General features: G+C 66.4%; 17 protein-coding genes and 3 pseudogenes. 10 read left to right on the forward strand and 10 right to left on the reverse strand.

Features of this window, described 5'->3' with window-relative positions; all coding sequences use genetic code 11:
• Positions 1-21 precede the first annotated feature (21 nt).
• Positions 22-1116 (forward strand): XdhC family protein, encoded by a 1095-nt coding sequence (locus ACWDTD_RS03535; protein ID WP_449745679.1) that lies wholly within the window; start codon positions 22-24, stop codon positions 1114-1116.
• A 465-nt stretch (positions 1117-1581) separates the two neighbouring features.
• Here the strand turns inward: ACWDTD_RS03535 and ACWDTD_RS03540 are convergent, their stop codons facing one another.
• Positions 1582-3336: a purine-cytosine permease family protein gene (locus ACWDTD_RS03540; protein ID WP_449745680.1), complete on the reverse strand. Its 1755-nt coding sequence runs from the start codon at positions 3334-3336 to the stop codon at positions 1582-1584.
• Positions 3337-3471: 135 nt separating this feature from the next.
• Entirely contained in the window at positions 3472-4203 is a 732-nt protein-coding gene (locus ACWDTD_RS03545) for an enoyl-CoA hydratase (RefSeq protein WP_449745681.1), read from the reverse strand.
• Between ACWDTD_RS03545 and ACWDTD_RS03550 the strand changes: the two genes are divergently transcribed.
• The 5 genes and pseudogenes from ACWDTD_RS03550 to ACWDTD_RS03570 all read left to right on the forward strand — a co-directional run bounded on the left by ACWDTD_RS03550 (position 4189) and on the right by ACWDTD_RS03570 (position 8644).
• Complete coding sequence (locus ACWDTD_RS03550) at positions 4189-5388, forward strand: NAD(P)-binding domain-containing protein (protein ID WP_449745682.1); 1200 nt, start codon at positions 4189-4191, stop codon at positions 5386-5388. The genes ACWDTD_RS03545 and ACWDTD_RS03550 overlap by 15 nt on opposite strands.
• Before the next feature lie 141 nt (positions 5389-5529).
• Entirely contained in the window at positions 5530-5823 is a 294-nt protein-coding gene (locus ACWDTD_RS03555) for a helix-turn-helix transcriptional regulator (RefSeq protein WP_449745683.1), read from the forward strand.
• 52 nt (positions 5824-5875) lie between these two features.
• Complete coding sequence (locus tag ACWDTD_RS03560) at positions 5876-6493, forward strand: hypothetical protein (RefSeq protein ID WP_449745684.1); 618 nt, start codon at positions 5876-5878, stop codon at positions 6491-6493.
• Positions 6490-7386: an ABC transporter ATP-binding protein gene (locus ACWDTD_RS03565; protein ID WP_449745685.1), complete on the forward strand. Its 897-nt coding sequence runs from the start codon at positions 6490-6492 to the stop codon at positions 7384-7386. The genes ACWDTD_RS03560 and ACWDTD_RS03565 overlap by 4 nt, the downstream gene beginning before the upstream one ends.
• A gap of 77 nt (positions 7387-7463) precedes the next feature.
• Positions 7464-8644 (forward strand): annotated as a pseudogene (locus tag ACWDTD_RS03570) (ABC transporter permease).
• 59 nt (positions 8645-8703) lie between these two features.
• On the opposite strand, the gene ACWDTD_RS03575 reads toward ACWDTD_RS03570, so the two are convergent.
• The 3 genes from ACWDTD_RS03575 to ACWDTD_RS03585 form a co-directional block, all read right to left on the reverse strand.
• Positions 8704-9993 (reverse strand): cryptochrome/photolyase family protein, encoded by a 1290-nt coding sequence (locus ACWDTD_RS03575; RefSeq protein WP_449745927.1) that lies wholly within the window; start codon positions 9991-9993, stop codon positions 8704-8706.
• A gap of 42 nt (positions 9994-10035) precedes the next feature.
• Entirely contained in the window at positions 10036-10404 is a 369-nt protein-coding gene (locus ACWDTD_RS03580; RefSeq protein ID WP_449745686.1) for an FKBP-type peptidyl-prolyl cis-trans isomerase, read from the reverse strand.
• 88 nt (positions 10405-10492) lie between these two features.
• Positions 10493-11815 (reverse strand): citrate synthase, encoded by a 1323-nt coding sequence (locus ACWDTD_RS03585; RefSeq protein WP_449745687.1) that lies wholly within the window; start codon positions 11813-11815, stop codon positions 10493-10495.
• Positions 11816-12039: 224 nt separating this feature from the next.
• On the opposite strand from ACWDTD_RS03585, the gene ACWDTD_RS03590 reads away from it, so the two are divergent.
• On the forward strand, positions 12040-13368 hold the full coding sequence (locus ACWDTD_RS03590) for an APC family permease (RefSeq protein WP_449745688.1): 1329 nt from the start codon (positions 12040-12042) through the stop codon (positions 13366-13368).
• Positions 13369-13387: 19 nt separating this feature from the next.
• Here the strand turns inward: ACWDTD_RS03590 and ACWDTD_RS03595 are convergent, their stop codons facing one another.
• On the reverse strand, positions 13388-14347 hold the full coding sequence (locus tag ACWDTD_RS03595) for a carbohydrate kinase family protein (RefSeq protein WP_449745689.1): 960 nt from the start codon (positions 14345-14347) through the stop codon (positions 13388-13390).
• 85 nt (positions 14348-14432) lie between these two features.
• On the opposite strand from ACWDTD_RS03595, the gene ACWDTD_RS03600 reads away from it, so the two are divergent.
• A complete protein-coding gene (locus ACWDTD_RS03600; RefSeq protein ID WP_449745690.1) occupies positions 14433-15146 on the forward strand; it encodes a 5-oxoprolinase subunit B family protein in 714 nt (237 codons plus the stop codon).
• On the forward strand, positions 15143-16015 hold the full coding sequence (locus tag ACWDTD_RS03605) for a 5-oxoprolinase subunit C family protein (RefSeq protein ID WP_449745691.1): 873 nt from the start codon (positions 15143-15145) through the stop codon (positions 16013-16015). Before ACWDTD_RS03600 ends, ACWDTD_RS03605 begins: the two co-directional genes overlap by 4 nt.
• A 198-nt stretch (positions 16016-16213) precedes the next feature.
• On the opposite strand, the pseudogene ACWDTD_RS03610 reads toward ACWDTD_RS03605, so the two are convergent.
• Positions 16214-17514: pseudogene (locus tag ACWDTD_RS03610) on the reverse strand (DUF222 domain-containing protein).
• Positions 17515-17841: 327 nt separating this feature from the next.
• On the opposite strand from ACWDTD_RS03610, the pseudogene ACWDTD_RS03615 reads away from it, so the two are divergent.
• Positions 17842-19070 (forward strand): annotated as a pseudogene (locus ACWDTD_RS03615) (IS30 family transposase).
• 107 nt (positions 19071-19177) lie between these two features.
• Here ACWDTD_RS03615 and ACWDTD_RS03620 read toward each other — a convergent pair.
• The 3 genes from ACWDTD_RS03620 to ACWDTD_RS03630 form a co-directional block, all read right to left on the reverse strand.
• Positions 19178-20263: an isopenicillin N synthase family dioxygenase gene (locus ACWDTD_RS03620; RefSeq protein WP_449745692.1), complete on the reverse strand. Its 1086-nt coding sequence runs from the start codon at positions 20261-20263 to the stop codon at positions 19178-19180.
• Between the two features lie 49 nt (positions 20264-20312).
• Positions 20313-21599: an MFS transporter gene (locus tag ACWDTD_RS03625; RefSeq protein WP_449745693.1), complete on the reverse strand. Its 1287-nt coding sequence runs from the start codon at positions 21597-21599 to the stop codon at positions 20313-20315.
• A gap of 72 nt (positions 21600-21671) precedes the next feature.
• On the reverse strand, positions 21672-23426 hold the full coding sequence (locus tag ACWDTD_RS03630) for an ABC transporter ATP-binding protein (RefSeq protein WP_449745694.1): 1755 nt from the start codon (positions 23424-23426) through the stop codon (positions 21672-21674).
• Between the last annotated feature and the right edge of the window lie 295 nt (positions 23427-23721).

Below are 23721 nucleotides of genomic sequence, written 5' to 3' on the forward strand. Positions count from 1 at the left end.
ACGCTTCCTAAGATCGGGAGTGTGCATGACGTGTTGCCGATCGTGATCGACCGCCTCGACCGTGGCCCCGTTGCGCTGGCTCGTGTGGTCGGCACCAGCGGGCCCGCACCGCGCGACGTCGGCTCGGCGATGGTGGTGACCGGCGACGGCGAGGTGATCGGATCGGTCTCGGGTGGCTGCGTCGAATCCGCGCTGGTCGACACGTGCGCGGGTGTCCTGGCCGACGGCGACGCGGTGATCGAACATTTCGGGGTCGCCGATCCTCTCGGCATGGAGATCGGTCTCACCTGTGGCGGGCAGATCGAGGTCTTCGTCGAGTGCGTCACCCGCGACCGCATGCCCGAACTCCGCGAGCTGTCGGCCGCGATCGCCGCCGCGCGGCCGATCGCGTGGGCGACCACGCTGGGGTCGCGTCCGGAGTGGCACCTGACCACGCCCGGCGACTCCCGACCGTGGCACCGCCTCGACGGTGACGTCGCCGACCTGTTGGCGTCGGGGCGCAGTGGAATCGTGGGTGTCGACGACTGCGACGACCCGGCCGGTGGATCGTCGGCGGGTTCGCGCCCGCGCACCTTCGTCCAGACCTTCGCACCACCACCCCGACTGATCCTGGTGGGGGCCAACGACTTCGTCCGGGCGCTCAGCAAGGTCGGCGCAGACCTGGGCTACCGCGTCACGGTGGTCGACGCCCGAGCGGTGTTCGCCACCCCGGCACGCTTCCCCGCCGCCCACGACGTGGTGGTGGACTGGCCCCACCGTTACCTGAAGACCGAGATCGATTCCCGTGCAACCGGTCACAACACCGCCGTGTGCGTCATGACGCATGACACCAAGTTCGATGTCCCCGCCATCGAGGTGGCTCTGGGCGCCGGAGACCGCATCGGATTCGTCGGTGCGCTCGGGTCACGACGCACCGTCGACGACCGGTTAGCCCGGTTGCGCGAGGCCGGTGTGGATGCCGCGGACCTCGAGCGGTTGCGCTCCCCACTCGGACTCGATCTGGGTGGTCACACGCCGGCCGAGGCCGCGGTCTCCATCGCCGCGCAGCTCATCGCCGAACGCCATGCGGCGTCGGGACTTCCGCTGCACCGGCGGTCGGGACCCATCCACCACTGAGCTCGCCACCAACGCTGGTCGAGCGTGCCACCCGCTGGTTGAGCCCACCAACGCTGGTTGAGCGCGCCCCCCGCTGGTTGAGCGCGCCCACCGCTGGTTGAGCCTGTCGAAACCACCCAGCCCCGCCGGCCGAGCGCGCCCCCCGCTGGTTGAGCGTGCCCCCGCTGGTTGAGCCTGTCGAAACCACCCGCCCAGCCCGCTGGTTGAGCGCGCCCCCCGTCGGCCGAGCGTCCCCCCGCCGGCCGAGCGCGCCCCCCGCTGGTTGAGCTTGTCGAAACCACCCGCCCAGCCCGCCGGCCGAGCGCGCCCCCCGTCGGCCGAGCGTCCCCCCGCCGGCCGAGCGCGCCCACCGCTGGTTGAGCTTGTCGAAACCACCCCGCGGGGCACGCTCAACCCGAATCTGGGCACGCTCGACCCGAAAGCGGGCACGCTCAACCCGAATCTGGGCACGCTCAACACACGGGTCTACTCCGAGGCCGTGGCCGCGATATCGGCGGTGCTCGATTCGACCTTCTGCGCGGGGAGCACATGCTTTCCGCTCTTGTCACACGAAAGCGCCAGCGAGCTGATGTACTGCTTCTCCCCATTCGGCCCCGGGATCGCCGAGGCGATCATGTCCGGGCGCTCGAAGTCGATGCCGGTGACACAGCAGGTCAGTCGCGCGTCGGTGGGATTGCCGTGCTCGTCGTACATCGGGATGTCGATGCCGTCGTCGGTGCGCCGAAGGTAGTACTTGCCTTTGGTGGCCACGGCGAAGATCGGCGGCAGCACCACCGCGAGGATCAGCGCCACCAGCGGCGAGTACGGCTGGATGGTGTCTCCGAAGACGTGGAAGTACACGAGAATCGAGCCGCCCGCGGAGATCAGCAGCGAGCAGAACCCCACCGGGTTCACGCTGTAGATCATGCCGCGACGGAACTCCGGCTGCTTGGGCGAGATCCCGAGGAGGTACTTGTTGATCGCGATGTCGGATGCGACCACCGCGATCCAGGCGATACCGCAGTTGGCGTAGAAGTTCAGCAGATTGTTGAGGAAGCTGAACATGTCGGCCTCCATCAGGATGATGGCGATCAGCACGTTGAAGAACAGGAACACCAGCCGTCCCGGGTAGGTCTTGGTGACACGGGTGAACGCGTTGGTCCACGCCAGCGAACCCGAGTAGGCGTTGGTGACGTTGATCTTGATCTGACTGATCACCACGAGAATCACCGCGAGGGTCAGTGCCAGCCAATGCGGTAGGAAGTCTTCGTAGATCTCGACGAACTGGTGCACCGGCTGATTCGCGATTCCGGCGTTGTCGACGCTGATGCCGATCAGGTACACCGCCAGGAACAGGCCGACGATCTGCTTGATCGCGCCGAAGAACACCCAGCCCGGTCCGGCAGTCAGCGTGGCCATCCACCACTTGCGGCTGTTCTCGGGGGTGCGCGGCGGCATGAACCGCAGGTAGTCGATCTGCTCGGCGATCTGTGCGATCAGCGACAGGCAGACTCCGGCCGCGAGCATCGTGCCCGCGAAACTCACTCCCTTGCCGAGCGGCGCCCCGTCCGCATCCACACCGCTGAATGCGAAGAAGTCGCCCACCGCCGACGGATGCTTGATCACGAGGTAGATGAAGGGAAGCACCATCATGATCAGCCACAACGGAGTGGTCCACACTTGGAGTTTGGCCAGTGTGTTCATTCCGTAGATCACCAGCGGGATCACCAGGACCGACGAGAGAAGGTAGCCCAGCCACAGGGGAATGTGCAGGCCGAGATTGAGGCCCTGCGCCATGATCGACCCCTCGAGCGCGAAGAAGATGAACGTGAACGACGCGAAGATCACGTTGGTCAGCACCGACCCGTAGTACCCGAATCCGCTGCCGCGGGTGATGAGGTCGAGGTCGATGTTGTATCGCGCCGCGTAGTAGGCCAGCGGATAGCCGGTCAGGACGATGACGACCGCGAAGAAGAGTATGCCCCACAGGGCATTTCCGGTGCCGTTGGCGATACCGATGTTGGCACCGATCGCGAAGTCGGCGAGGTAGGCGATACCGCCGAGCGCCGAGATCGCGACAACCCCGGGACCCCACTTGCGGTAGCTGCGCGGCGCGAATCGAAGCGTGTAGTCCTCGAGGGTCTCGCGCATGGCCGCCGCCTGCGCCCCGGTGGCGATGATGCTGTGTTCGGCGTTCTCGATCTCACCGACGTCCCTGAGCTCGTGGTGTTCCCTACTCATCAGCCTCTCCTCTGTGGTCGGGATTACAGACTCGCCAACGCTAGGAGAAGGATGTTTCGGTCAACCGCTCGAAATGTTTCGAGGAGGCAAACCGGACACTCCCGACGTATGGCCGGAAATGTCTGTCCGCGAGAATCAGCGGCCGGTGAACTGGGGCTTTCGTTTCTCGGATCGGGCGGCGCGCCCCTCGGCGAGATCGTCGCTCTCCCAGGCGCGCAGCATCGCCTGCTGCCTGTCGGCGGGCGCATCGTCACGCGCACCGTCGCCATTCAGTACGAGTTTGTAGTGCTGCAGCGTCAGTGGGGCGAATTCGGCGATTGCCGACGCCCAGTGCTGCGCGTCGGCGAGGTCGCCGATCCTGTTGGCGAACCCGAGAGCGTGCGCGCGGTCGGCCGACAGGGGATCGCAGCCGATCAGCATGCCCCGCGCCTGTCCCGCGCCGACCAGCGACACCAACCGTCGGATGGTCCACTCATCGACGGCCACACCGATTTTGGCAGCCGGAATTCCTGCGATGGCGTCGGGGGCCATCACCCGCAGATCGGCGGCCATCGCCAGTTGCAGGCCGGCGCCGAGCGCCGAGCCGTTGAGCGCCGCGATCACCGGGACCGGGGTGGTCTCGATCTGCTTGAGCACGGCCACCAGCTTCTCCAGGAATGCGGGATCGTAGACCGGGCCGGAGAGGTCGGCGCCTGCACTGAACACAGAGCCATGGCCGGTCAGAACGATGACTCGCGCACCGGAATCAACCGCACCGTTGAAGGCAGCGGCGAGTTGAGTGACCACGTCGTCGTTGAGGGCGTTGCGTTTGTCGGGACGATCGAGTGCGATGGTCGTCACCGCGCCGTCGGCATGGGAGTCAATCATGGGGCGAACACTACCCGGCACACTGGGTTGGTGACCGTTTCTCCGGATGCATCGCCCCGTCACCACGACGTGCTCGTCATCGGCGGCGGGCAGGCCGGTTTGTCGGCGGCGTACTTTCTGCAGCGTTTCGGTCTCGGCGACCGCTACCTGGTGCTCGACCACGCCCCCGGACCGGGCGGCGCATGGCAGTTTCGTTGGCCCACATTGACTCTCGCGGGCGCCAACCACGTCCACGACCTACCCGGGTACGGGCTGGGCGAGGCACTCGGGGCCGAATGCGACGAGTACCCTGCCTCGACGGCGGTGCCCGAGTATTTCGCGAAGTACGAGAAGAAGTTCGGGCTGCGGGTGCGCCGGCCGGTGCATGTACGGTCGGTACGCGCCGTCGACGACCTGTTCGAGGTGCACATCGACGGTGCTGGGGCTCCCGGCGCGGGCGAGATCACCGCCCGCACGATCATCAACGCGACCGGCACCTGGGACCGGCCGTTCATCCCGCACGTTCCCGGCGCCGCCGAATTCCGCGGGCGCCAGTTGCACACCCACGACTACGTCGGACCCGACGAGTTCGCCGGACTGCGGGTTCTGGTGGTGGGCGCGGGCATCTCGGCCATTCAGCTGCTCATCGAGATCGCCCGTCGCGCACCCGGGGTGCAGACGTACTGGTGTTCGCGCACCAAACCGAGGTTCGACCCCGAGCCGTTCAGCCCGGAACGGGGACGGGCGGCGGTCGCCCGGGTGGAGGCGAGGGTACGTGCGGGCCTGCCGCCGACCTCGGTGGTGTCGGTGACCGGTCTGGCACTGACCCCGTCGATCGCCGCCGCCCGGCGCGACGGCATCCTCACATGGCGGCCGATGTTCACCAGGATCACCGAAACGGGGGTGTGCTGGGATTGCGACGGCGGCGATCGTGACGGTGCCACCGCACCGATACGGGCCGGCGAGCATCTCGACGTCGACGTGATCTTCTGGAACACGGGCTTCCGCAGCGCACTCGACCACCTCGCGCCGCTGCATCTGCGCGGTCCCGGCGGCGGAATCGTCATGACCGGGCGACTGGCCACCGTTGTCGCCGCCGACCCACGCATCCAGCTCCTCGGCTACGGCCCGTCGGCGTCGACGATCGGTGCGAATCGCGCCGGACGCGAGGCCGCACGCAACGTTATGGAGCTACTCGACACGTAGCCGCGAGCGTGCCCACATCCACGTCGAGCGTGCCCACAAGCGCGTCGAGCGTGCCCACATCCGCGTCGAGCGTGCCCACAAGCGGCAACGAATCGTCGTCCGTGCTTGACAGATTGTTGTGTTTTCCTAACACTTGATTAGGTGAGTCCTGTTCGACGCGGGGAGAAGCTCCCCATCTTCAACCGGATCGGCGTGCTGCGTGCGGAGCGTCGCATGTCGCGGGCCGACCTGGCCGCACTCGTGGGCGTCAACGTGCAGTCGGTGGGCGCTCTCGAGCGTGGCGACAACTATCCCAGCCTCGACCTGGCGTTTCGCATCAGCGACGTCTTCAACCTCCCGGTTGAGGCGGTGTTCAGCCGCACGCCGTTCGGCGCGATGTCGGCGGAACTCTACCCACGACCCTCGACCACCACCGGAGCAGGCGACAACCGATAGCCGCCACATCGCAACCCGCACTCGGTCGCTCCACCCGACAAGGAGGCGCACAATGAACGACCCGAACTCGGCGATCCCCGCCGAGGCCACCCCCGCCGCGTGGCGACGCTACGACGAGTGGCGGGCCCGCCGACATCAGCGGTTCGCCGAGCGCACCGCCCACCGCCTGCCCCGATGGCGCAATCGGCGGGGTTACCGCCGTCTGGTCATCCTTCAACTGATCTCACTCGTGGTGGTGTTCGTCGGTGTTGGCGCCGCCTATGTGTCGATGGAGTGGGTACTGCCCCCACTCGTGCTCGGGCTCGTCGGCGCCATCTGCTGCCAGTACATGCTGCGCATCGTGACCGGTTCGGTCGCCGACACGCCGGTGCCCGCACTCGACGAGATCCAGCTGGCGCAACGCAATTCGGCGCGATCAATAGGCTTCATCGTGCTGTTCGCGCTGATGTTCATTCCGTATCTGGTACTCATCGCACTCGGGACCCAGGACGAGGTGCGCGGTCAGCTCGTGTATGGCACCGGCGTGCTGATGATCGCGCTGATGTTGGCCGCCGGGCTGCTGCCCACCATGCTCACCGCCTGGTGGATGTCCGACCCCGATCCCGACGATTTCGCGCCACCGGCGGGCGACGTCCACCGCACCATCGAGTCCCAGGGCGGACTCTCATGACCGGCGCGCTGACCGTCGACGGCCTGCACAAACGCTACGGCGACGTGATCGCCCTGCAGGACATGACTTTCACTGTCGCGCCCGGCGAGATCTTCGGCTTCGTCGGTTCCAACGGCGCGGGGAAATCGACCACCATGCGGGTGATCCTCGGGGTGCTCGCCGCCGACGCCGGCGAGGTGCGTCTGGGTGGGCAGCCGATCGATTTCGCGATGCGCCGACGGATCGGCTACATGCCCGAGGAACGGGGGCTCTACCCGAAGATGAAGGTCGGCGAGCAGTTGCTGTTCCTCGCGCGGCTGCACGGGATGGCGGCAGCCGCGGCCGCCGACAGTGTGCGTCATTGGACCGAGCGCCTCGGCGTGCAGAGCCGGGTACACGACAATGTCGCCGACTTGTCCCTGGGCAATCAGCAGCGCGTGCAGCTCGCCGCGGCGCTGGTTCACGACCCCGACGTCCTGGTTCTCGACGAACCCTTCTCCGGTCTCGATCCGGTGGCCGTCGACGTGATGAGTGATGTGCTCAAAGAGAAAGCGGCCGAGGGTATCCCGGTCCTCTTCTCCTCGCACCAGCTCGACCTCGTACAACGCCTGTGCGACCGTGTGGGCATCGTGGCACGCGGCCGGATGCGCGCGCTCGGGAGCGTCGACGAACTGCGCTCGCGAGGTGGGGTGACCCTTGAGGTCACCGGTCCGCGCGCCGACATCCGTTGGGCCGACGACCTTCCTGGCGTTCTCGATGCGACGTACGGCCCCACCACCCTGCTGCACATCGATCCCGGATCGGCCGACGACCAGCAGGTCCTCGCGGCGGCACTGCGGGTGGGTCCGGTCCATCGCTTCACCACATCGAGTCCGTCGCTGACCGACATGTTCCGAGAGGTGGTTTCGACATGACCAGGCCTGGCAACGACAATGAGATCAGCACCGACAACCGGGTGGGCACCGACAACCGGGTGGGCACCGACACCAGCATGAGCACGGCCTCGGCCATCGGATTGATCGCCCGACGAGAGATCACCACCAGGGTGAAGACGCGATCATTCGTCATCAGCACCGTCGCCCTGATGCTGGTGATCGTTGTGGGACTCGTCATCTGGAAGGCGTTCAGCGGCGGCGACACCGACGCGCAGCGCATCGGCGTTGTGGGCGGCGACACTGCACTTGCCACCACCATCGAACAGATCGGTTCCGCCGGCGGCACACCCATCGACGTGGTCACCGTTCCCGATCGGCAACAAAGGCACGCACCCAGGTCGATGCGGGCGACCTCGACGGGGCCGTCGTCGTGGGTACCGGCACCTCCTACACCCTGGTGAGCAAGGACGGGATGTCGGAGTCGCTGACGTCGGTGTTGCGCACCGCGATCGAGCAATCCACGCTCATCAGCGGTCTCGCTACGCGTGGCGTCGACGCGGCGACTCTCCCCCGGCCACAGGTCACACTGGCGAACACCGAACCCGCCACACCCGACGCCGGGCAGCGGATTGTTGTGGCGTTGGTGGGATCGATGCTGTTGATCACCGCGATCATGCTGGGCGGCAACATGATCGCGGTGGGAGTGGTGGAGGAGAAGACGTCACGCATCGTTGAGCTGCTGTTGTCGTCGGTCAAACCGTTGCATCTGATGTGGGGCAAGATCCTCGGCATCGGGGTGGTCGCGCTCGGACAGATGGTGGTGCTGGGTGTCACGGCGTTGGCCGCAGGCGTCGCCACCGGCATGCTCACCATCGCGGGTACCGCCGTCGGCATGTTCGGGGCGACGCTGCTGTGGTTCGTGCTCGGTTTCCTGTTCTTCGCGACGCTGTACGCGGCGGCCGGTGCGCTGGTGTCACGCCAGGAGGAGTTGGGTTCGACGATCCTGCCGCTCACCGTGCTGTCGATGGGCGTGATGTATGCGGGCATCTTCGGGGTTCAGGCGCTCGACTCGACGATCATCAAGGTACTCACCTGGATTCCACCGTTCTCCGCGGTGCTCGTCCCGATCCGGATCGCCACCGGCGACACCGACGCTCTCCAAGTCGTCGTTGCACTCGCGCTGATGGTGGGTGCGTGCGTCGTCGCCACCTGGATCGCGGCCCGGATCTATCAGCGTTCGATCCTGCACACCGGGACGCGCGTGCGGTGGTCGCAGGCGCTGCGTGTGCCGCAGTAGGACGGGAACACAGTAGGAGAAGCACAGGGCGACAAGGGGTTCTCACGAACCCGAGAGCCCTAGATGGCGCCGTACCGGCGCAGCGCCTCTTCGCGTTCGGCCTTGTGGTCGACGATCGGCTCCGGATAGTCGTCGGTCTCCAGTTCGGGAATCCAACGACGCACATAGTCCCCATCGGGGTCGAACTTCTTGGCCTGGGTTTCCGGGTTGAACACCCGAAAGTAGGGCGCTGCATCGGTTCCCGTGCCCGCAGCCCACTGCCAGCCGTGCTGATTGGACGCCATGTCGCCGTCGGTGAGCTGGTCGAGAAACCATTCGGCACCCCACCACCACGGCAGATGTAGGTCCTTGACGAGGAACGATGCGACGATCATGCGTACCCGGTTGTGCATGAAACCGGTCTCGGCGAGCTGGCGCATACCCGCGTCGACGAGGGGGAATCCGGTGCGGCCGTCGCGCCACGCCGCGAACCGTTGATCGGCGCGCTTGCCGGTGTCGAGCTCGATGTCGTCGAACTGATCATTCCAGTTGCGCCACAGGCTCTTCGGCCATCGGTACAACACCTCGGCGTAGAAGTCGCGGAAGGCCAGCTCGCGTAGGTAGGCTTTCGCTCCGGCCGAACGGCCGAGGTCGGCCGCCATCGTGCGCGGATGAATGTTGCCGAACTTCAGGTATGCCGACATCCGGCTAGAGGCGTCGAGATCGGGCCGGTCCCGGTCGGTTTCGTACTCCGACAGCCCGCCGTCGAGGAACTCCGCCCAGCGGGCCAGGGCGGCGTCTTCTCCCGCCGGGAGGTCCAGCCGCGTAGGTGATTTGGGTATGCGGATACGACCAGACTTTCGGATTCCGCTGGGATCGAACACATTCGACGGCACACCAGAGTCCGCGGGGGTGCGCCAGCCGTGGTCTTGCCATTGCCGGAAGAACGGAGTGAACACTTTGTACGGGCTGCCGTCGGACTTCGTGACCCGCCCTGGGGACACCAGATACGGTGACCCCAACGGCTCCCACGCAACGTCGGCGTCCAGACCGTCGAGTGCGTCGACGACCGCCTTGTCCCGACGCCGTCCGAACGGCGAGAAGTCCTCACTGACGTGGACCGACGCGGCGCCGGTCGCGGTGACCAGTCGCGGGATCTCCTCGTCGGGCCTGCCGCGCACCACCAGGAGCCGACCGTCGAGCTTGCCGTCGAGTTCGCGCAGCGAATCGTAGAGGAATGCCAGTCTCCGGTCGCCCGACGACGATTCGAGCCGCGGATCCAGCACGAAACAGGTGAGTACCGAACGGGATCCGTCGCCGACGGCCGCCCGCAGTGCGGGCAGGTCGGCGACCCTCAGGTCACGGCGCAGCCAGCAGATCGCCGACGCGGTGCTCTCCGAGGCCGGGGCGATCTATCCCACGCCCAGCAGGTCGATCACGAATACCAGGGTGCGGCCCGACAACCGGTGTCCGGCGCCTTCGGGCCCGTAGGCAAGCGCAGGCGGCACGGTGAGCTGCCGGCGGCCGCCGACCTTCATTCCCGGAATGCCCTGCTGCCAGCCGGGGATGAGCCGATCGAGCGGGAAATGCGCGGACTGCCCGCGGTCCCACGACGAGTCGAACTCTTCGCCGGATTCGAAGTCGACACCCACGTAGTGCACGTCGACGATGCCGCCGGGTTGTGCCTCGTCACCCTCGCCGACGATGACGTCGGTGATCTCGAGCTCGACGGGGGCCGGGCCTTCGGGGAAGTCGATTTCAGGTTTCTCTGTGCTGGTCACGGAGACTCTCCTTTGAGTCGTCGGATCGGGTGGACGCCGATTGCCGGGCTAGTGGGTCAGTGGTCACCCATGGTCACCGGTGGCCGCGTCAGCGGTCACCCATGGTCACATAGTCACGTTCGGTGTAGCCGGTGTAGAGCTGACGCGGACGGCCGATCTTGCCCGCCGGATCGGAGTTCATCTCGCGCCAGTGCGCGATCCACCCGGGGAGACGACCGAGCGCGAACAGCACCGTGAACATCCGCGTCGGGAAGCCCATCGCGCGGTAGATCACGCCGGTGTAGAAGTCGACGTTCGGGTAGAGCTTGCGAGAGATGAAGTAGTCGTCGGACAGCGCGACCTCTTCCAAGCCCTTCGCGATGTCGAGCAGATCATCCTGAACCCCAAGGGATTCCAGGATCGTGTCGGCGGTCTTCTTCACGATCGCCGCGCGCGGATCGTAGTTCTTGTACACGCGGTGGCCGAAGCCCATCAGCTTCACACCGGCTTCCTTGTTCTTGACCTTGGTCATGAACGCCTTGGTGTCGCCGCCGGATGCCTTGATGTCCTCGAGCATCTCGAGCACTGCCTGGTTGGCACCGCCGTGCAGCGGGCCCCACAGGGCGTTGATGCCGCCCGAGATCGACGTGAACAGGTTGGCCTGCGACGAGCCGACGAGCCGGACGGTAGAGGTGGAGCAGTTCTGCTCGTGGTCGGCGTGGAGGATGAACAGCATGTCGAGCGCCTTGGCGACCTCGGGATTCACCACGTAGGGCTCGGCGGGGAACCCGAAAGTCATCCGCAGGAAGTTCTCGACCAGCGACAGCGAATTGTCGGGGTAGAGGAACGGCTGCCCCGCCGACTTCTTGTAGGCGTAGGCGGCGATGGTCGGAAGCTTGGCCAGCAGGCGAATCGTCGACAGCTCGACCTGCTCGGGATCCTTGGGGTCGAGCGAGTCCTGGTAGTAGGCGCTGAGTGCGTTGGCCGCGCTGGACAGGACGGGCATCGGGTGCGCGTTGCGGGGGAATCCGTCGAAGAAGCGCTTGAGGTCCTCGTGAAGCAGGGTGTGCCGCTGGATCTTGGTGGTGAACTCCTCGAGTTCACTCGGGCTCGGCAGTTCACCGTAGATGAGCAGATAGCTGACCTCGATGAACGTCGACTTCTCGGCGAGCTGGTCGATCGGGATGCCCCGGTATCGCAGGATGCCCTCGTCGCCGTCGATGTAGGTGATGGCCGACTTGCACGCCGCGGTGTTGACGAAGCCACCGTCGAAGGTCGTCAGGCCCGTCTCGGAGAGGAACTTGCCCAGCGCTACCGAATCGCTGCCCTCGGTGGCCTGCAGGATCGGAAGTTCGAGCTGCCCACCCGGGTAGGTGAAGGTTGCCGAGGCCGTGTCGGAGGACTGGTCGGCGGGCACTGTTTCAGCGGACACTCGAATACCCCTTTACTCAGGTGCGAGACAGCTGTTGCACGCACACATGCGCTTTCTCCTAAACCTAGCCGCATCTGCGCCCGCTCGCCCGAGGAGGGGGCAATGACCGATCAATCCGACTTTCCGGACACATCTGACCAGCGCAAACAATCCTCATGCGCGGTGCCGGCGAGCGGGATACGTTGAGCCGAAGTGCGGCGCCCGCCGTGCGGCGAGGAGACGTGATGACCACCCAATCACATCCCGGCCTGCAGAAGAGCCTCCATCTTCGATCTGTGGTGATTTTCGGGCTTGCCTACATGGCTCCGATCATCGTGCTGGGCATCTTCGGCGTCATCGCCGAGAAGTCCGACGGCGGCAGCGCCGGCTCGTATCTGGTGGCCACTGTGGCGATGTTGTTCACCGCGCTGTCCTACGGGCTGATGGCCAAGCACTACCCGGTGTCGGGGTCGGCCTACACCTATGTCCGCAAGGGGCTCGACACCCGGCTCGGCTTCCTGGTGGGCTGGGCCATTCTGCTCGACTATCTGTTCCTGCCGCTGGTGATCTGGCTGATCGGCGGAGCCTATCTGCAGGGCCAGTTTCCCGGGGTTCCGTTCTGGGTGTGGATCGTGGCATTCATCGTCATCACGTCGGGGCTCAACATCCTGGGTCTCAAGGTCGCCGACCGGACCAATTTGGTGCTGATGTCGTTCCAACTGCTGATCCTCGCGTTGTTCGTCGCGTTGTCGATCGCCCATCTCGTCAGTGGTTCGCAGTCGCTGGCGTCCACCACGCCGTTCACCGGCGGTTCGGGATTCGGGGCGATTACCGCGGGGGCCGCGGTGGCCGCCTACTCGTTCCTCGGTTTCGACGCGGTGTCGACGTTGACCGAGGAGACCCACGACGCGGAGAAGAACATTCCGCGCGGGATCGTGCTGGTGGCGTTGATCGGCGGTGCCATTTTCATCGTGGTGTCCTATTTCGTGACCCTCGTGTCACCCGGCGGCTCGTTCGCCAACGCCGACAGCCTCGCCGAGGACATCGCCAAGGACATCGGCGGTGCGTTTTTCGGTGCGATCTTCTTGGCCGCGTTGATCATCGGCCAGTTCACCTCCGGTCTGGCGGCGCAGGCGGCCGTGGCGCGGTTGCTGTTTGCGATGGGACGCGACGGCGTACTGCCGAGACGTTTCTTCGGCTGGGTCTCCGAACGCTTCCACACACCCGTCTTCAACATCTGTCTCGCCGGTGTGATCGGTCTCGCCGCGATCTTCCTGAGCGTCGCGACCTCGACGTCGTTCATCAACTTCGGCGCATTCACCGCGTTCACGCTGGTCAACCTGGCGGTGATCGGCTATTTCATGCGCCATCGCGACGAGAAGCCGAACCCTTGGCGCTACGTGGTTCTCCCGCTGATCGGCGCGGCGATCGACGTCTACCTGCTGACCCAACTCGACTCGAAAGCACTGATCCTCGGTGTCTCGTGGCTCGCGATCGGCATCGTGTACCTGATCGTGCTCACCCGCGGGTTCACCCGACGGCCCCCGGAGATGACCATCGAAGGCGGTCACTGACTTTCGGGCCGCGCCTCGCTCAGCGTGCCGGTGTGTCGCGTTGGGCCAACTCCCCTGCCCACGGCGGGTCGGCACCTGCGCGCGACACGGTGACCGCGGCCACTCGCGCCGCGAATTCGGCTGCGCGGAGCCAGTAGTCGCCGTCTCGGGATCGAACGGCCACCGCTGACAGGTCGCCGGCGCGGTCGAAATAGTGCAGGAGTGCGCCCATCACGCTGTCACCGGCGCCGATCGTGTCTACGACAGCGATTTCCGGCGCGGTGGCCGTGACCTCGACATCACGAGTGGTCACGGTAATGCCGTCGCGACCGCCGGTGACGACCACCGCTCCCGCGCCGGCGCCAAGCCAGTCGGAGACCGTGGAACCCGCGGCACCCGCGGCGAGCCACTCGACGTCGTCGTCGGAGAGCTTGAGAACGTCCACCATCGGCACCCACTCGAGAAACCGACGGCGGTAGGCGTCGGGATCGTCGATGACCGCCGGGCGGATGTTGGGGTCCAGGGCGATCAGTCTGCCGGCGGCGTGGCAGCGGCGCATGAGGCGCTCGTAGGTGGTCGCCCCCGGCTCCAACACCATCGACAGGGTGCCGAAGCATGCCGCCGACACCGTCGGGGCGAGGTCGTCGACTTCTTGAACGAACCTGTCTGCGGTGCCTTCGACGTAGAACGAGTACTGCGCGGCGCCGTCTGCTCCGATGGTGGCCAGCGCCAGCGACGTGGGTTCGCGGCGACGCTGCACAAGACTGGTTCCGACGCCGCTGCGCTGCAGTGCGGCCACGATCTCGTCACCGTAGGAGTCAGTGGACACCGCGGAGTAGAAGGAGACGGCGCTGCCGAGCCGTCCGAGGGTTACCGCGACGTTGAACGGGCCGCCTCCGAGCGCGGGCTGCAGTGGTGGCAATGCGCCCGGGCGTCGGCTTGGCGCGCCGGTGGCGACCACGTCGACGAGCGCCTCGCCGCAGACGATCAATTCCCTCATGCGACGATCTCCAGGCTCATGGCCGCTCGGGTCATGGTTTCAGTCTGCCATCACTGCCGTGGGGCCGGCGGTAGATTCGGATGGCATGCGAGAGTTACCAGCCGGTGCCGATGCGGTACTCCTCGATTTTGCCGACGACCCCGATCCCTCCCACGCGGCGCGCAGGGCGGTGGCTGCGCTGCGGGATGCCGTCGACACGGGCGCGCTGGCCGGTATCGAAGCTGTGGTGCCCGCCGCCGAGACCGTCCTGGTTCAGGGTGCCGACGACGCGGGGGTGGACCTTCTCGGCATCCACCGTGTGCTGCGTGCGACCGATGCAGCCGACGAACCGGATCGACCGGGAGAGATGACGATTCCGGTGCGCTACACCGGCGACGATCTTGCCGATGTGGCGTCCGCACTCGGCCTCGGCGTCGACAACGTGATCTCCGCGCACCGTGACACCGTCTGGGAGGTCCAGTTCATGGGCTTCGCTCCCGGATTCGGATATCTTGTCCCGCTGGATGATCCGGACAATCCGCTGCTGCGGGTACCACGCCGCGAAACCGCCCGGACCCGGGTACCGACGGGCGCTGTGGCGATTGCAGCAGGCTACAGTGCCGTCTACCCCAGGGAGAGCCCGGGCGGGTGGAACCTGCTGGGACACACCAGTATCCGACTGTGGAATCCAGATGCATCACCGCCGGCGCTGCTTGCGCCCGGGAGCCTGGTGCGCTTCGTGGACGCGGACGCGGGCACTGCGGATACTGGCGCTGCGGATGCGGGCGCTGAGCCCGGCGCGAGTGAGGGCGGCCGGTGACCGCATTGATCGTGCTGGCCACCGGACCTCTCGCCACCATCCAGGATCTCGGGCGCCCCGGATTCGCTCATCTCGGGGTACCCAGATCCGGCGCCGCCGACCGCGGATCACTGATGCTGGCCAACCGACTCGTCGGCAACGACGAAGCGGTCCCAACCATCGAAGCGACGATGGGCGGACTGCGTCTGCGCGCCGATTCCGCGACCGTCATCGCGGTGACCGGCGCCCATGCATCCGTCGTTGTAGACGGCACCCCGGTTGGTCGCAACGCCGCGGTCACCGTCGCCGCGGGCATGGACGTTGTTGTCGGCACACCGGATTGGGGCTGCCGGAACTATGTCGCCGTACGCGGAGGGTTCGACGTCGATGCGGTTCTGGGATCCTGCGCCACCGACACCCTCTCCGGGCTCGGTCCCGAGCCACTGGCCGACGGCGACGTTCTCGCGATCGCAGAGAGTGCGAGGGAGTGGCCGACGGTGACCTTGGCGCCCCCGGACAATCGACGGCCGGGCGTCGTGACCTTGGATGCCCGTCCGGGACCTCGGCGCGACCACCTCACGGCACCCGACGACCTGTTCCGCGGGGAATGGGAGGTGACGCCCGCGAGCAACCGGATCGGCGTGCGGCTGCGTCGCGCCCAGGGATCGGATCTGCCGGTCTTGAGTCACCGAGCCGACGTGGGACAGCTTCGCTCGGAAGGCGTCGCGCATGGTTCCGTGCAGATTCCTCCTGCCGGCGAGCCGATCGTCTTTCTCGCCGACCACCCCGTGACCGGCGGCTATCCGGTGTCAGCGGTCCTCACTGCCGTCGCCGTCGATCGTGCCGGTCAACTGGTCGCAGGAACCCGGGTTCGGTTCCGCATGATCTGAGCGGCCTGGGTCCCATCCGCCATCTCCGTGCTGCGCACCACGGTGGGTGGCCGTCGAGCACGGAATGGCGGCGAGGGCCGCAGGTGTCTCTGTGGAGTTCTCAATGTTCGTGTGCGGCCCGACAGAAGCCGGGTGCACGAATGTGCTACGCGAAAGTCGTTGAGGATCAGTACTTCTCGGAAGTGGTCGGTTGGCGGTTCAGGCGGCCGCGGGCAGGTCCGCGATGTGCATGCGGCGTCGGTGGTAGGAGGCGATCAGTTCCTGGCGCGGGTCGACGCTTGCCGGTGGACGGAGCCAGGGGTGGCGGTCGGAGCCCATGAGGATGTCCCAGCCGCCGTGGTGGACATCGTCGTGACACGACGGGCACAGTAGGCAGCCGTTGTCGAGGTCGGTGTCCCCACCATCGACCCAGTGAACGATGTGATGCGCCTGCGTCCACGACGCCGGTGCGCCGCATTTGACGCAGCCTTTGTCACGGTGCGCCAAGGCGCGGCGTTGCGCCCGATTGAACAGCCGCTTCTCCCGCCCGACCGCGAGAGGCACGTGTTCGCCGTCAACGATCGCCACCGTCACCGATGCGTCGCACGCGAGTCTCTTCGCGGTCGCTTCGGTGATCGAGCCCAGGAACTGCAAGCTCGACAGGCTGGGCGTGCCAGCGGGAATGGTCACGGCGATCTGGGTGCGGGGAGCCGCAGGCACGATCACCTCACCCACCCTCGTCTTACTGTCGATCCCGCCGGCACCGGTGGCGGCAAGGTCGAGAATCGTTTCCAACGCGTCAGCGCGACGCCGTTCGGGCGTGCGGGAGTCGCGGGAGCCGTCGGGGTGCGGGCGTGGTTCGGCGAGGTGGTCGATGGTGGTCCACAGTTTCTCACCGACCACCGCGTCGAGATCAGCACGGATCTGCACCCGACCCTCGTCGTCGTGGAGAACCAGCGTGTTGATGTGGCGGTCCTCGGCAGCCGGTAGTCCGTCGGGGTGTGTGGCCGAGGCCTGGTTGCCCAGGGTGCGCGCCCTGGCGCCGATATCGGCAGGAGTCGCGCCCGAAAAGTGCTGGGCAAGCAGATCGGTGATCACGGAGGCGCGTGCCTGCTCGTCGAGCGGTTCGGGGTGGCGTCGATCCACATGGGCGGTCCCGCGCACGATCGCGTCCACGTTCTCACCGGAATCGCGCCGTCTGCGGCGTGCCCGGCCACGCGACCGACCGACTCCAAGGCTCTGGCGATACGCAGCAACCGTTGGGCGACCGCCGGCGCCAATCCCATGACGATGAGCAACTCCCGAGTACTGCGGCCCTGCTTCTTCGCCAGGCCAATCCGGTCGGCCGCGGCGACGTGCACGGCGAGTTGGTGGTCGACGAGGTTACGGATCTCGATAAGCGTCGCCATGGCGTGGTAGACGTCGCGGCCGGTGGCATGTTCGTCGATGGTCAATGCGCGCAGCGCGTCGGCGGCTGCCGTAATGGCTGCCGTGGTGGTGTGGTCCCCCGAATCGGTCATGTCACCCAGAGTACTCGTACATGTGTTCGAGTCAAGAAGTATTTCTGCAGGTCCCGACTGGTGATTCCCAGGGGTGAACGGGCGTCGACTGTGGTGAACAGGAGTCACACCAGCAACTGCTCCCGCGGGTGGCGGGGAGAGAGACGGCGCGGCATGGTGGTCTCGACAAGCTCGACCAGCAGGCGAAACTCGACCGGGATGTGGGCACGCTCGACACGGATCCGGGCACGCTCAACACGGATCGGGCACGCTCGACCGGGATGTGGGCACGCTCGACTGGCGGGTTCAAGGGATCGTCGCAACACCTCCTAGTGAACGGGGTGTGTGATGCGAGGGTTGAAGCGGGGGCAGGCGATGCCGGAGGTGGTGGTGTGGGAGTTCTGGCAGGCGCGGGCGGCGGGGATGAGTACGCGGCAGGCTGCCCGACACGTGGGGTTCTCGGTGCGGTTGGGAAGCAAGCTGATGGCCAAACATGGTGGGGTGATACCTGTTGTGAGCAGGCCGGCAGTACTCGACGAGCATGGCAGTGGCCCGCAGTCGCGGTATTTGTCGGCTGATGAGCGCGATCTGATTGCGAACAAGCGCAGTGCGGGCTTGTCGATCCGTCAGATTGCGGGTGATCTGCGGCGGGAGCCCTCGACGATCAGCCGCGAGTTGCGGCGCAATCAGGCTCCCCGCGGCGGCTACGGCGCCGCCTATGCTCAGCGGCAGGCCCAGCGACATCGGGCGCGGCCCAAGGCGCGCAGGCTTGAGGTCAACGCCGCGCTACGGGCGTATGTGTGGGACAAGCTCGCCGGTGATGAGCATTGGTCTCCCCAGCAGATCAGTGCCCGGTTGGTGGAGGATTTCCCGGATGATCAGTGCATGCGCATCAGCCATGAAGCGATCTATCAATCACTGTATGTGTTTCCTCGCGGGGAGATGAAAGCACAGGTCAAGGCGTCGTTGCGGACGGGGCGGACCGCCCGTAAGCCGGCGACGGCCACCACCGGGGCCAGTATCGTGCCGCGGGAGTTGCTGATCGCCAACCGCCCGGCCACCGTCGCCGATCGCGCGGTACCCGGTGATTGGGAGGGTGACTGCATCCTCGGCCGTGACGGGCAGTCCCAGATCGGCACGTTGGTCGACAGGGTCACCCGATTCACGATCCTGCTGCACTTACCGACCACCCGTACCGGTGAGGATCTGCGCGATGCGATCAAGATCGGGATCGGTGATCTGCCCGCGCATCTGCGTCGTTCGATCACCTGGGATCAAGGGTCAGAAATGCGTGGAGCCCATGCCGATATCGCGCTCGACCATGACCTGCAGGTGTGGTTTTGTGACCCGCACTCACCATGGCAACGCGGAACCAACGAGAACACCAACGGGCTTCTACGACAATACTTTCCGAAGGGAACCGATCTGTCTGTTCACTCCAGTGAACACCTGGCCCACGTTGCTGCGGCACAGAACAACCGACCCCGAGCAGCACTCGGATTCCGCACCCCCACCGAAGCCTTCACCGAACTGCTAACCTCCCAACACCAGCCATAGGTGTTGCGTCGACTGGCTGAATCCGCCACTGGGATGTGGGCACGCTCGACACGGATCCGGGCACGCTCAACCGGGATCCGGGCACGCTCAACACGGAAGTGGGCACGCTCGACCCCGGGGGCAGAGCCTACTGCTGACCCAACCCCCGCTGCATCGCGCGCTGCACTCGGGCGGCTTCGCGCTTTGCATACGGATTCGCCTGTCCCGCACGGGAACCGGCGAGTTTGGCACCGATGTGTTCGCCCACCGTGATGGGTGAATAGCGGCTGCCTGCGCCCACGCATGACGGCAGCGTGGAGATGGTGGCGTCGATGTTGCCGTCGTGAAAATAGGCAGCCGAGCGGCGGCGTTCGATCGTGCCGTCGACCACCGGCGGCTTCACCCGGTGCAGCGTCGACATCCAGCGTTCGTTCGTCCATCGCGCCATCAGGTCGCCGAGGTTGATCAGCAGTGCGCCATCGGTCGGGCTGACGTCGTGCCATTCGCCGTCGTGGTCGAGCACCTGCAGTCCCTTGACCTGATCGGCCCACAGCACTGTCACGATGCCGTAGTCGGTGTGCTCCCCCATTCCGGTGAGCTCGCCGTCGAGTTCCACCTCGCCGGGGGGCAGCGCGTAGTTGTTCATCCGCAGCACGTCGAGCGAATGGTCGGTGTAACCGTCGAAGAAGTCGGGCGGCAGATCGAGGGCGTCGGCAAAGATGCGAGTCAGGATGTGCGCCACCCGCCGCGCCTCGGCGAAGTAGGTCGACACCGCCGCCTGGAAGTGGTCCACCGCGGGCCAGGTGTTGTCGGCGTAATCGGTGCCCGGCAGTTCGAGGTCGGGGTACTCCTTGGCCTCCACACCGACGTTGAATGCCTCGAAGAAGTCGTTCATCCGGTCGGCCGATTCAACACCGAGGCTCAGCGAGAGCGATTCCGACTTCGGTGGCGCATACCCCCGATTGATCTCGGGGGGCGTCCGGTATGCCTTCTTGTCCTCGAGGGGCAGTGAGAAGAAGTCGTCCATCACCGAGGTGAACTCGTCGAGCACCGCCGATGGGATCTGATGCCCGACGATCTGGATGAAGCCCACCGAACTGGCGGCGTCGTCGATCTGGGCGGCCACCACGGCGCGTTCGGCGGCCGTTCCCCCGGCCGTGTACGGCGTGATGTCGATCAGCGGTACCCGAAAGGAGCTACGGGATTCCTCGACGGTGGCAGTCATGGCCTCCATAGTGGCATCCCGACGGCAACCTCGCTGATCAGCGGCCCGCAGACCGCAGTCAGTCGCCCGGCACCTGATCGGCGCGTTGCCCTACCCGGTAGCGCACGAACGCCGGAATCGCCAGCGCGGCAAGGACAGTGCCGATAATCACCAGGATGCCGCCACCCGCGGTGGTGACCGCCACACCCACCGACGCTGCCACGGCCCCGTGCACCACGTCGGCGATACGCGGACCGCCCGCCACCACCACGATGAACACGCCCTGCAGCCGACCGCGCACCTCGTCGTTGGCCGCCGCCAACAGTATCGACTGCCGGAAGGCGGCCGAGGCCATGTCGGCGGCACCGCCGATCATCAACAGCACCAACGCGACCGGCAGCATCGGCAGCGCGCTGCCGTGCGCGAAACCGACCGCGATTCCCGTCCCGGTGATGGCCAGCCCCCAGATGATGATGCAGACGATCACCGCGAGCCCCTGGCGCTTGACCCTGCTCACCCAGCCGGAGAACACGCCGCCGATCACCGCACCGGCCGAGATGGCGGCGAACAGCAGCGCGAACGCGATACCACCGTCGATCGGGCCGCCGAAGTTCTCGTGCGCCATCTGCGGGAACAGTGCGCGCGGCATACCGAAGATCATCGCGATGAGATCCACCAGGAACGACGCCAGCAGGATCTTGTGACCGGCCAGATACCGCAGACCGTCGAGCACCGAGCGCAGCCCGGCCACCTTGGGTGCGGCGTCGCTCTCCGGCCGTAACGACGGAAGTAGGACGACGGCGATGAGCGTCGGCAACAGGAAGATGGTGTCGAGGAGGTACAGCAGCGAGTACCCGAGCACCGGGATCAGCGCACCGCCGATGAGTGGCCCGGCGATGGCTCCCGCCTGCATCACCGTCATGTTCAGCGAGAGCGCCGCCGGCAGCTCCCGATCGGGCAGCAATCGGGGCAACACCGCGGTCCGGGTGGGTTGGTTGACCGCGAAGAATGCCTGCTGAATCGCGAAGAGTACCAGGATGATCCAGACATTCCCGACACCGGACGCCGACTGTGCCCAGAACAGACCGCTGCACACGATGAGCCCGATCGTGGTGACGATCAACAGGATTCGGCGGTCGAGAGTGTCGGCGAGGGCACCGCCCCACAGACCGAAGATCACCAGGGGAACGAGGCCGAAGATGCCGGTCAGCCCGACGTAGGCCGAACTGCCGGTGAGGGCGTAGATCTGGGCGGGGACAGCCACGATGGTGAGTTGCGCGCCGATGACCGTGACGATGTTGGCGATCCACAGCCGCCGGAAGTAGATGTTGCGCAGCGGCGCGGTGTCGGCAAGCAGTCGGGGCACTTTGGTCAGGGTACTTCGCCCGTCGACGGACTCCCGCGGCCACTGCCACCAACTCTCGTCGCACCCCTCCGGTCACCCCGGCGCGGGCTGCATCTCGACCCGGTGCCGACCGCGCCGGGAACGGGCACCGGCGCTCTGTTCGCCGACCACCGGGACCCGTCGCACAGCCAACTCGTGGAGGCGTCCACCGCGCAGTTCGACGATGCGGTCCGCCATTGCGGCCACTCGCGCATCGTGCGTGATCAGCAGGGTGGTGTGGCCGCCCGCGACACACCGCAGCGGTCGCAGGATTCGATCGACGGCCGCTGCGTCGAGTCCCGACGTCGGCTCGTCGAGGATCAGTACCGGGGCGTCTCGCAACACGGCGCGCGCCATGGCGATGCGTTGTCTCTGGCCACCCGACAGCGTGAGGCCCCCGTCGTCGATCACGGTGTCATAGCCACCCGGAAGCGAGCGGACGAAAGTGTCCACGTCGGCGGCGCGCGCAGCCTTCACGACCTCCGCGCGGCTTGCGCCGGGTCTGCCGTAGGCGATGTTGTCGGCGATGGTCGCCGCGCGGACGACGGGTTGCTGCGGCAGCAGGGTGACCCGATTGCGAATCGCCGTCCCGGTGAGCATGCGGTATTCAACTGCGCCGAGCCAGATCTCGCCGGAATCAGGGTGTTCGAGCCGGGTCAGCAGCGAGGCCAGGGTCGATTTGCCCTCTCCACTCGCTCCTACGAGTGCGGTGATCGTTCCCGGTTCCAGATCGAGCGAGACATCGTCGAGAACTCTGCGGTGTCCACGAGACAGGGACACGTGTCGGAGCGCAATGCCGACGGGTCCGGAGGCGATACGATCGACGGCGTTCGGATGATCCGATTCAACCGCACGCACATCGAGGACTTCGGCGACGCGCTCGGCGCTGACCAGGGCGGAGGACACCGCGAGCCGCACGTCGGCGATCTCCTGCATCTTGGGGTACAGCATCCCCAGGTATCCGGTGAGGGCGAGTAACTGGCCTACGGTGAGGTTGCCCTCGCGCACCTGCCACAGGCCGGCGAGTGCGATGGCCAGGGTCACGACGAGTTGACCCATGCCGAGGATGGCGCCGAAGCCTGCTTCCACCCTCGTCTGTTCGAGGCGGGCACGCATCCATGCCACACCGTGGTCGTGCAGGGTGCGATGCTCACGCCCCTGCTGGTTGTAGGCGATCGTGGTCTCGTGCCCCATCAGGGTCGATTCCACCGAGTCGGCGATGTGACCGTTCGCGCCGCGCTCGTCATGCGTCGCCGAGGCCTGCAGGCGGGCAAAGATCGACGAGAGCACCCACAGCGCGGGAACGGCGCCGATGGCGATGAGTGACGCTTGCCAGTTCATCAACAGCGCTGCGGTCATCAACCCCGCGACATGTGCAAGTGCGACCACGAACTGCATTGCGCCCGTGCCGATCAGATACTCCACCGCTTCGAGGTCGCCGGTGTGGCGGCTGACGAGGTTGCCGATCCCCAGGCGCCGGAGCTGAACCGGATGCAGTGTCTGCACATGCGCGAACAGCTGGTCGCGAAGCCGGAGCACCACGCGTTCGGAGATTCCGACCGACACGAGTTGACCACCGTAGTCCGCCGCGGTGGACACCGCGGTGACGAGCAACCAGAGCGACGCCATGCGCGCGAAGTCGGTGAGGCCGCGGGCGCTGAGAGCACCGTCGATGACGTCTGCGAGAACGAAGACCGCCAGCACCTCGCATGCTGCGGCCACGACGAGCAGTGTGCCGGCGAGTGCGAATCGTCGGCCCTCGCCATGTACGGCGGGGGCGAACCGCCGATACGAGCCGAGGAGGGTCATGACATGTTCCTCTTCCATCGATCACCAGGGCCGATCACAACGGCGTCCCGGGTCCGCCGTGATCGACGCACCCGGGACGCGCTGTGGTCAGCGTGGGATCAGCTCCAGACCCACACCCAGCGGCGCAGGTGGCGGTCCCAGACTCGACGACGGTGACGCCTCAGGATCGGATGCGGTTCGGGCATGTGAATTCCCCTCTCGTGTAGCGGATTTGGATTTCTTTGCCGGCGAAGCCCACGCTACGGACGGTAACCGAGGCCATCAAGGAAACCCGGGCGCTTCTCACGAACTTGCC

Source organism: Gordonia sp. NPDC003425, assembly GCF_053588635.1.

Excerpts from the sequence above, each read along its gene's own strand:
- ACWDTD_RS03545 (WP_449745681.1), bottom strand. The coding sequence starts at position 4,203 with ATGATTGACTCCCATGCCGACGGCGCGGTGACGACCATCGCACTCGAT.
- ACWDTD_RS03630 (WP_449745694.1), bottom strand. The coding sequence starts at position 23,426 with ATGACCCTCCTCGGCTCGTATCGGCGGTTCGCCCCCGCCGTACATGGC.
- ACWDTD_RS03600 (WP_449745690.1), top strand. The coding sequence starts at position 14,433 with ATGCGAGAGTTACCAGCCGGTGCCGATGCGGTACTCCTCGATTTTGCC.
- ACWDTD_RS03550 (WP_449745682.1), top strand. The coding sequence starts at position 4,189 with ATGGGAGTCAATCATGGGGCGAACACTACCCGGCACACTGGGTTGGTG.
- ACWDTD_RS03560 (WP_449745684.1), top strand. The coding sequence starts at position 5,876 with ATGAACGACCCGAACTCGGCGATCCCCGCCGAGGCCACCCCCGCCGCG.
- ACWDTD_RS03590 (WP_449745688.1), top strand. The coding sequence starts at position 12,040 with ATGACCACCCAATCACATCCCGGCCTGCAGAAGAGCCTCCATCTTCGA.
- ACWDTD_RS03595 (WP_449745689.1), bottom strand. The coding sequence starts at position 14,347 with ATGAGGGAATTGATCGTCTGCGGCGAGGCGCTCGTCGACGTGGTCGCC.
- ACWDTD_RS03565 (WP_449745685.1), top strand. The coding sequence starts at position 6,490 with ATGACCGGCGCGCTGACCGTCGACGGCCTGCACAAACGCTACGGCGAC.
- ACWDTD_RS03620 (WP_449745692.1), bottom strand. The coding sequence starts at position 20,263 with ATGGAGGCCATGACTGCCACCGTCGAGGAATCCCGTAGCTCCTTTCGG.
- ACWDTD_RS03540 (WP_449745680.1), bottom strand. The coding sequence starts at position 3,336 with ATGAGTAGGGAACACCACGAGCTCAGGGACGTCGGTGAGATCGAGAAC.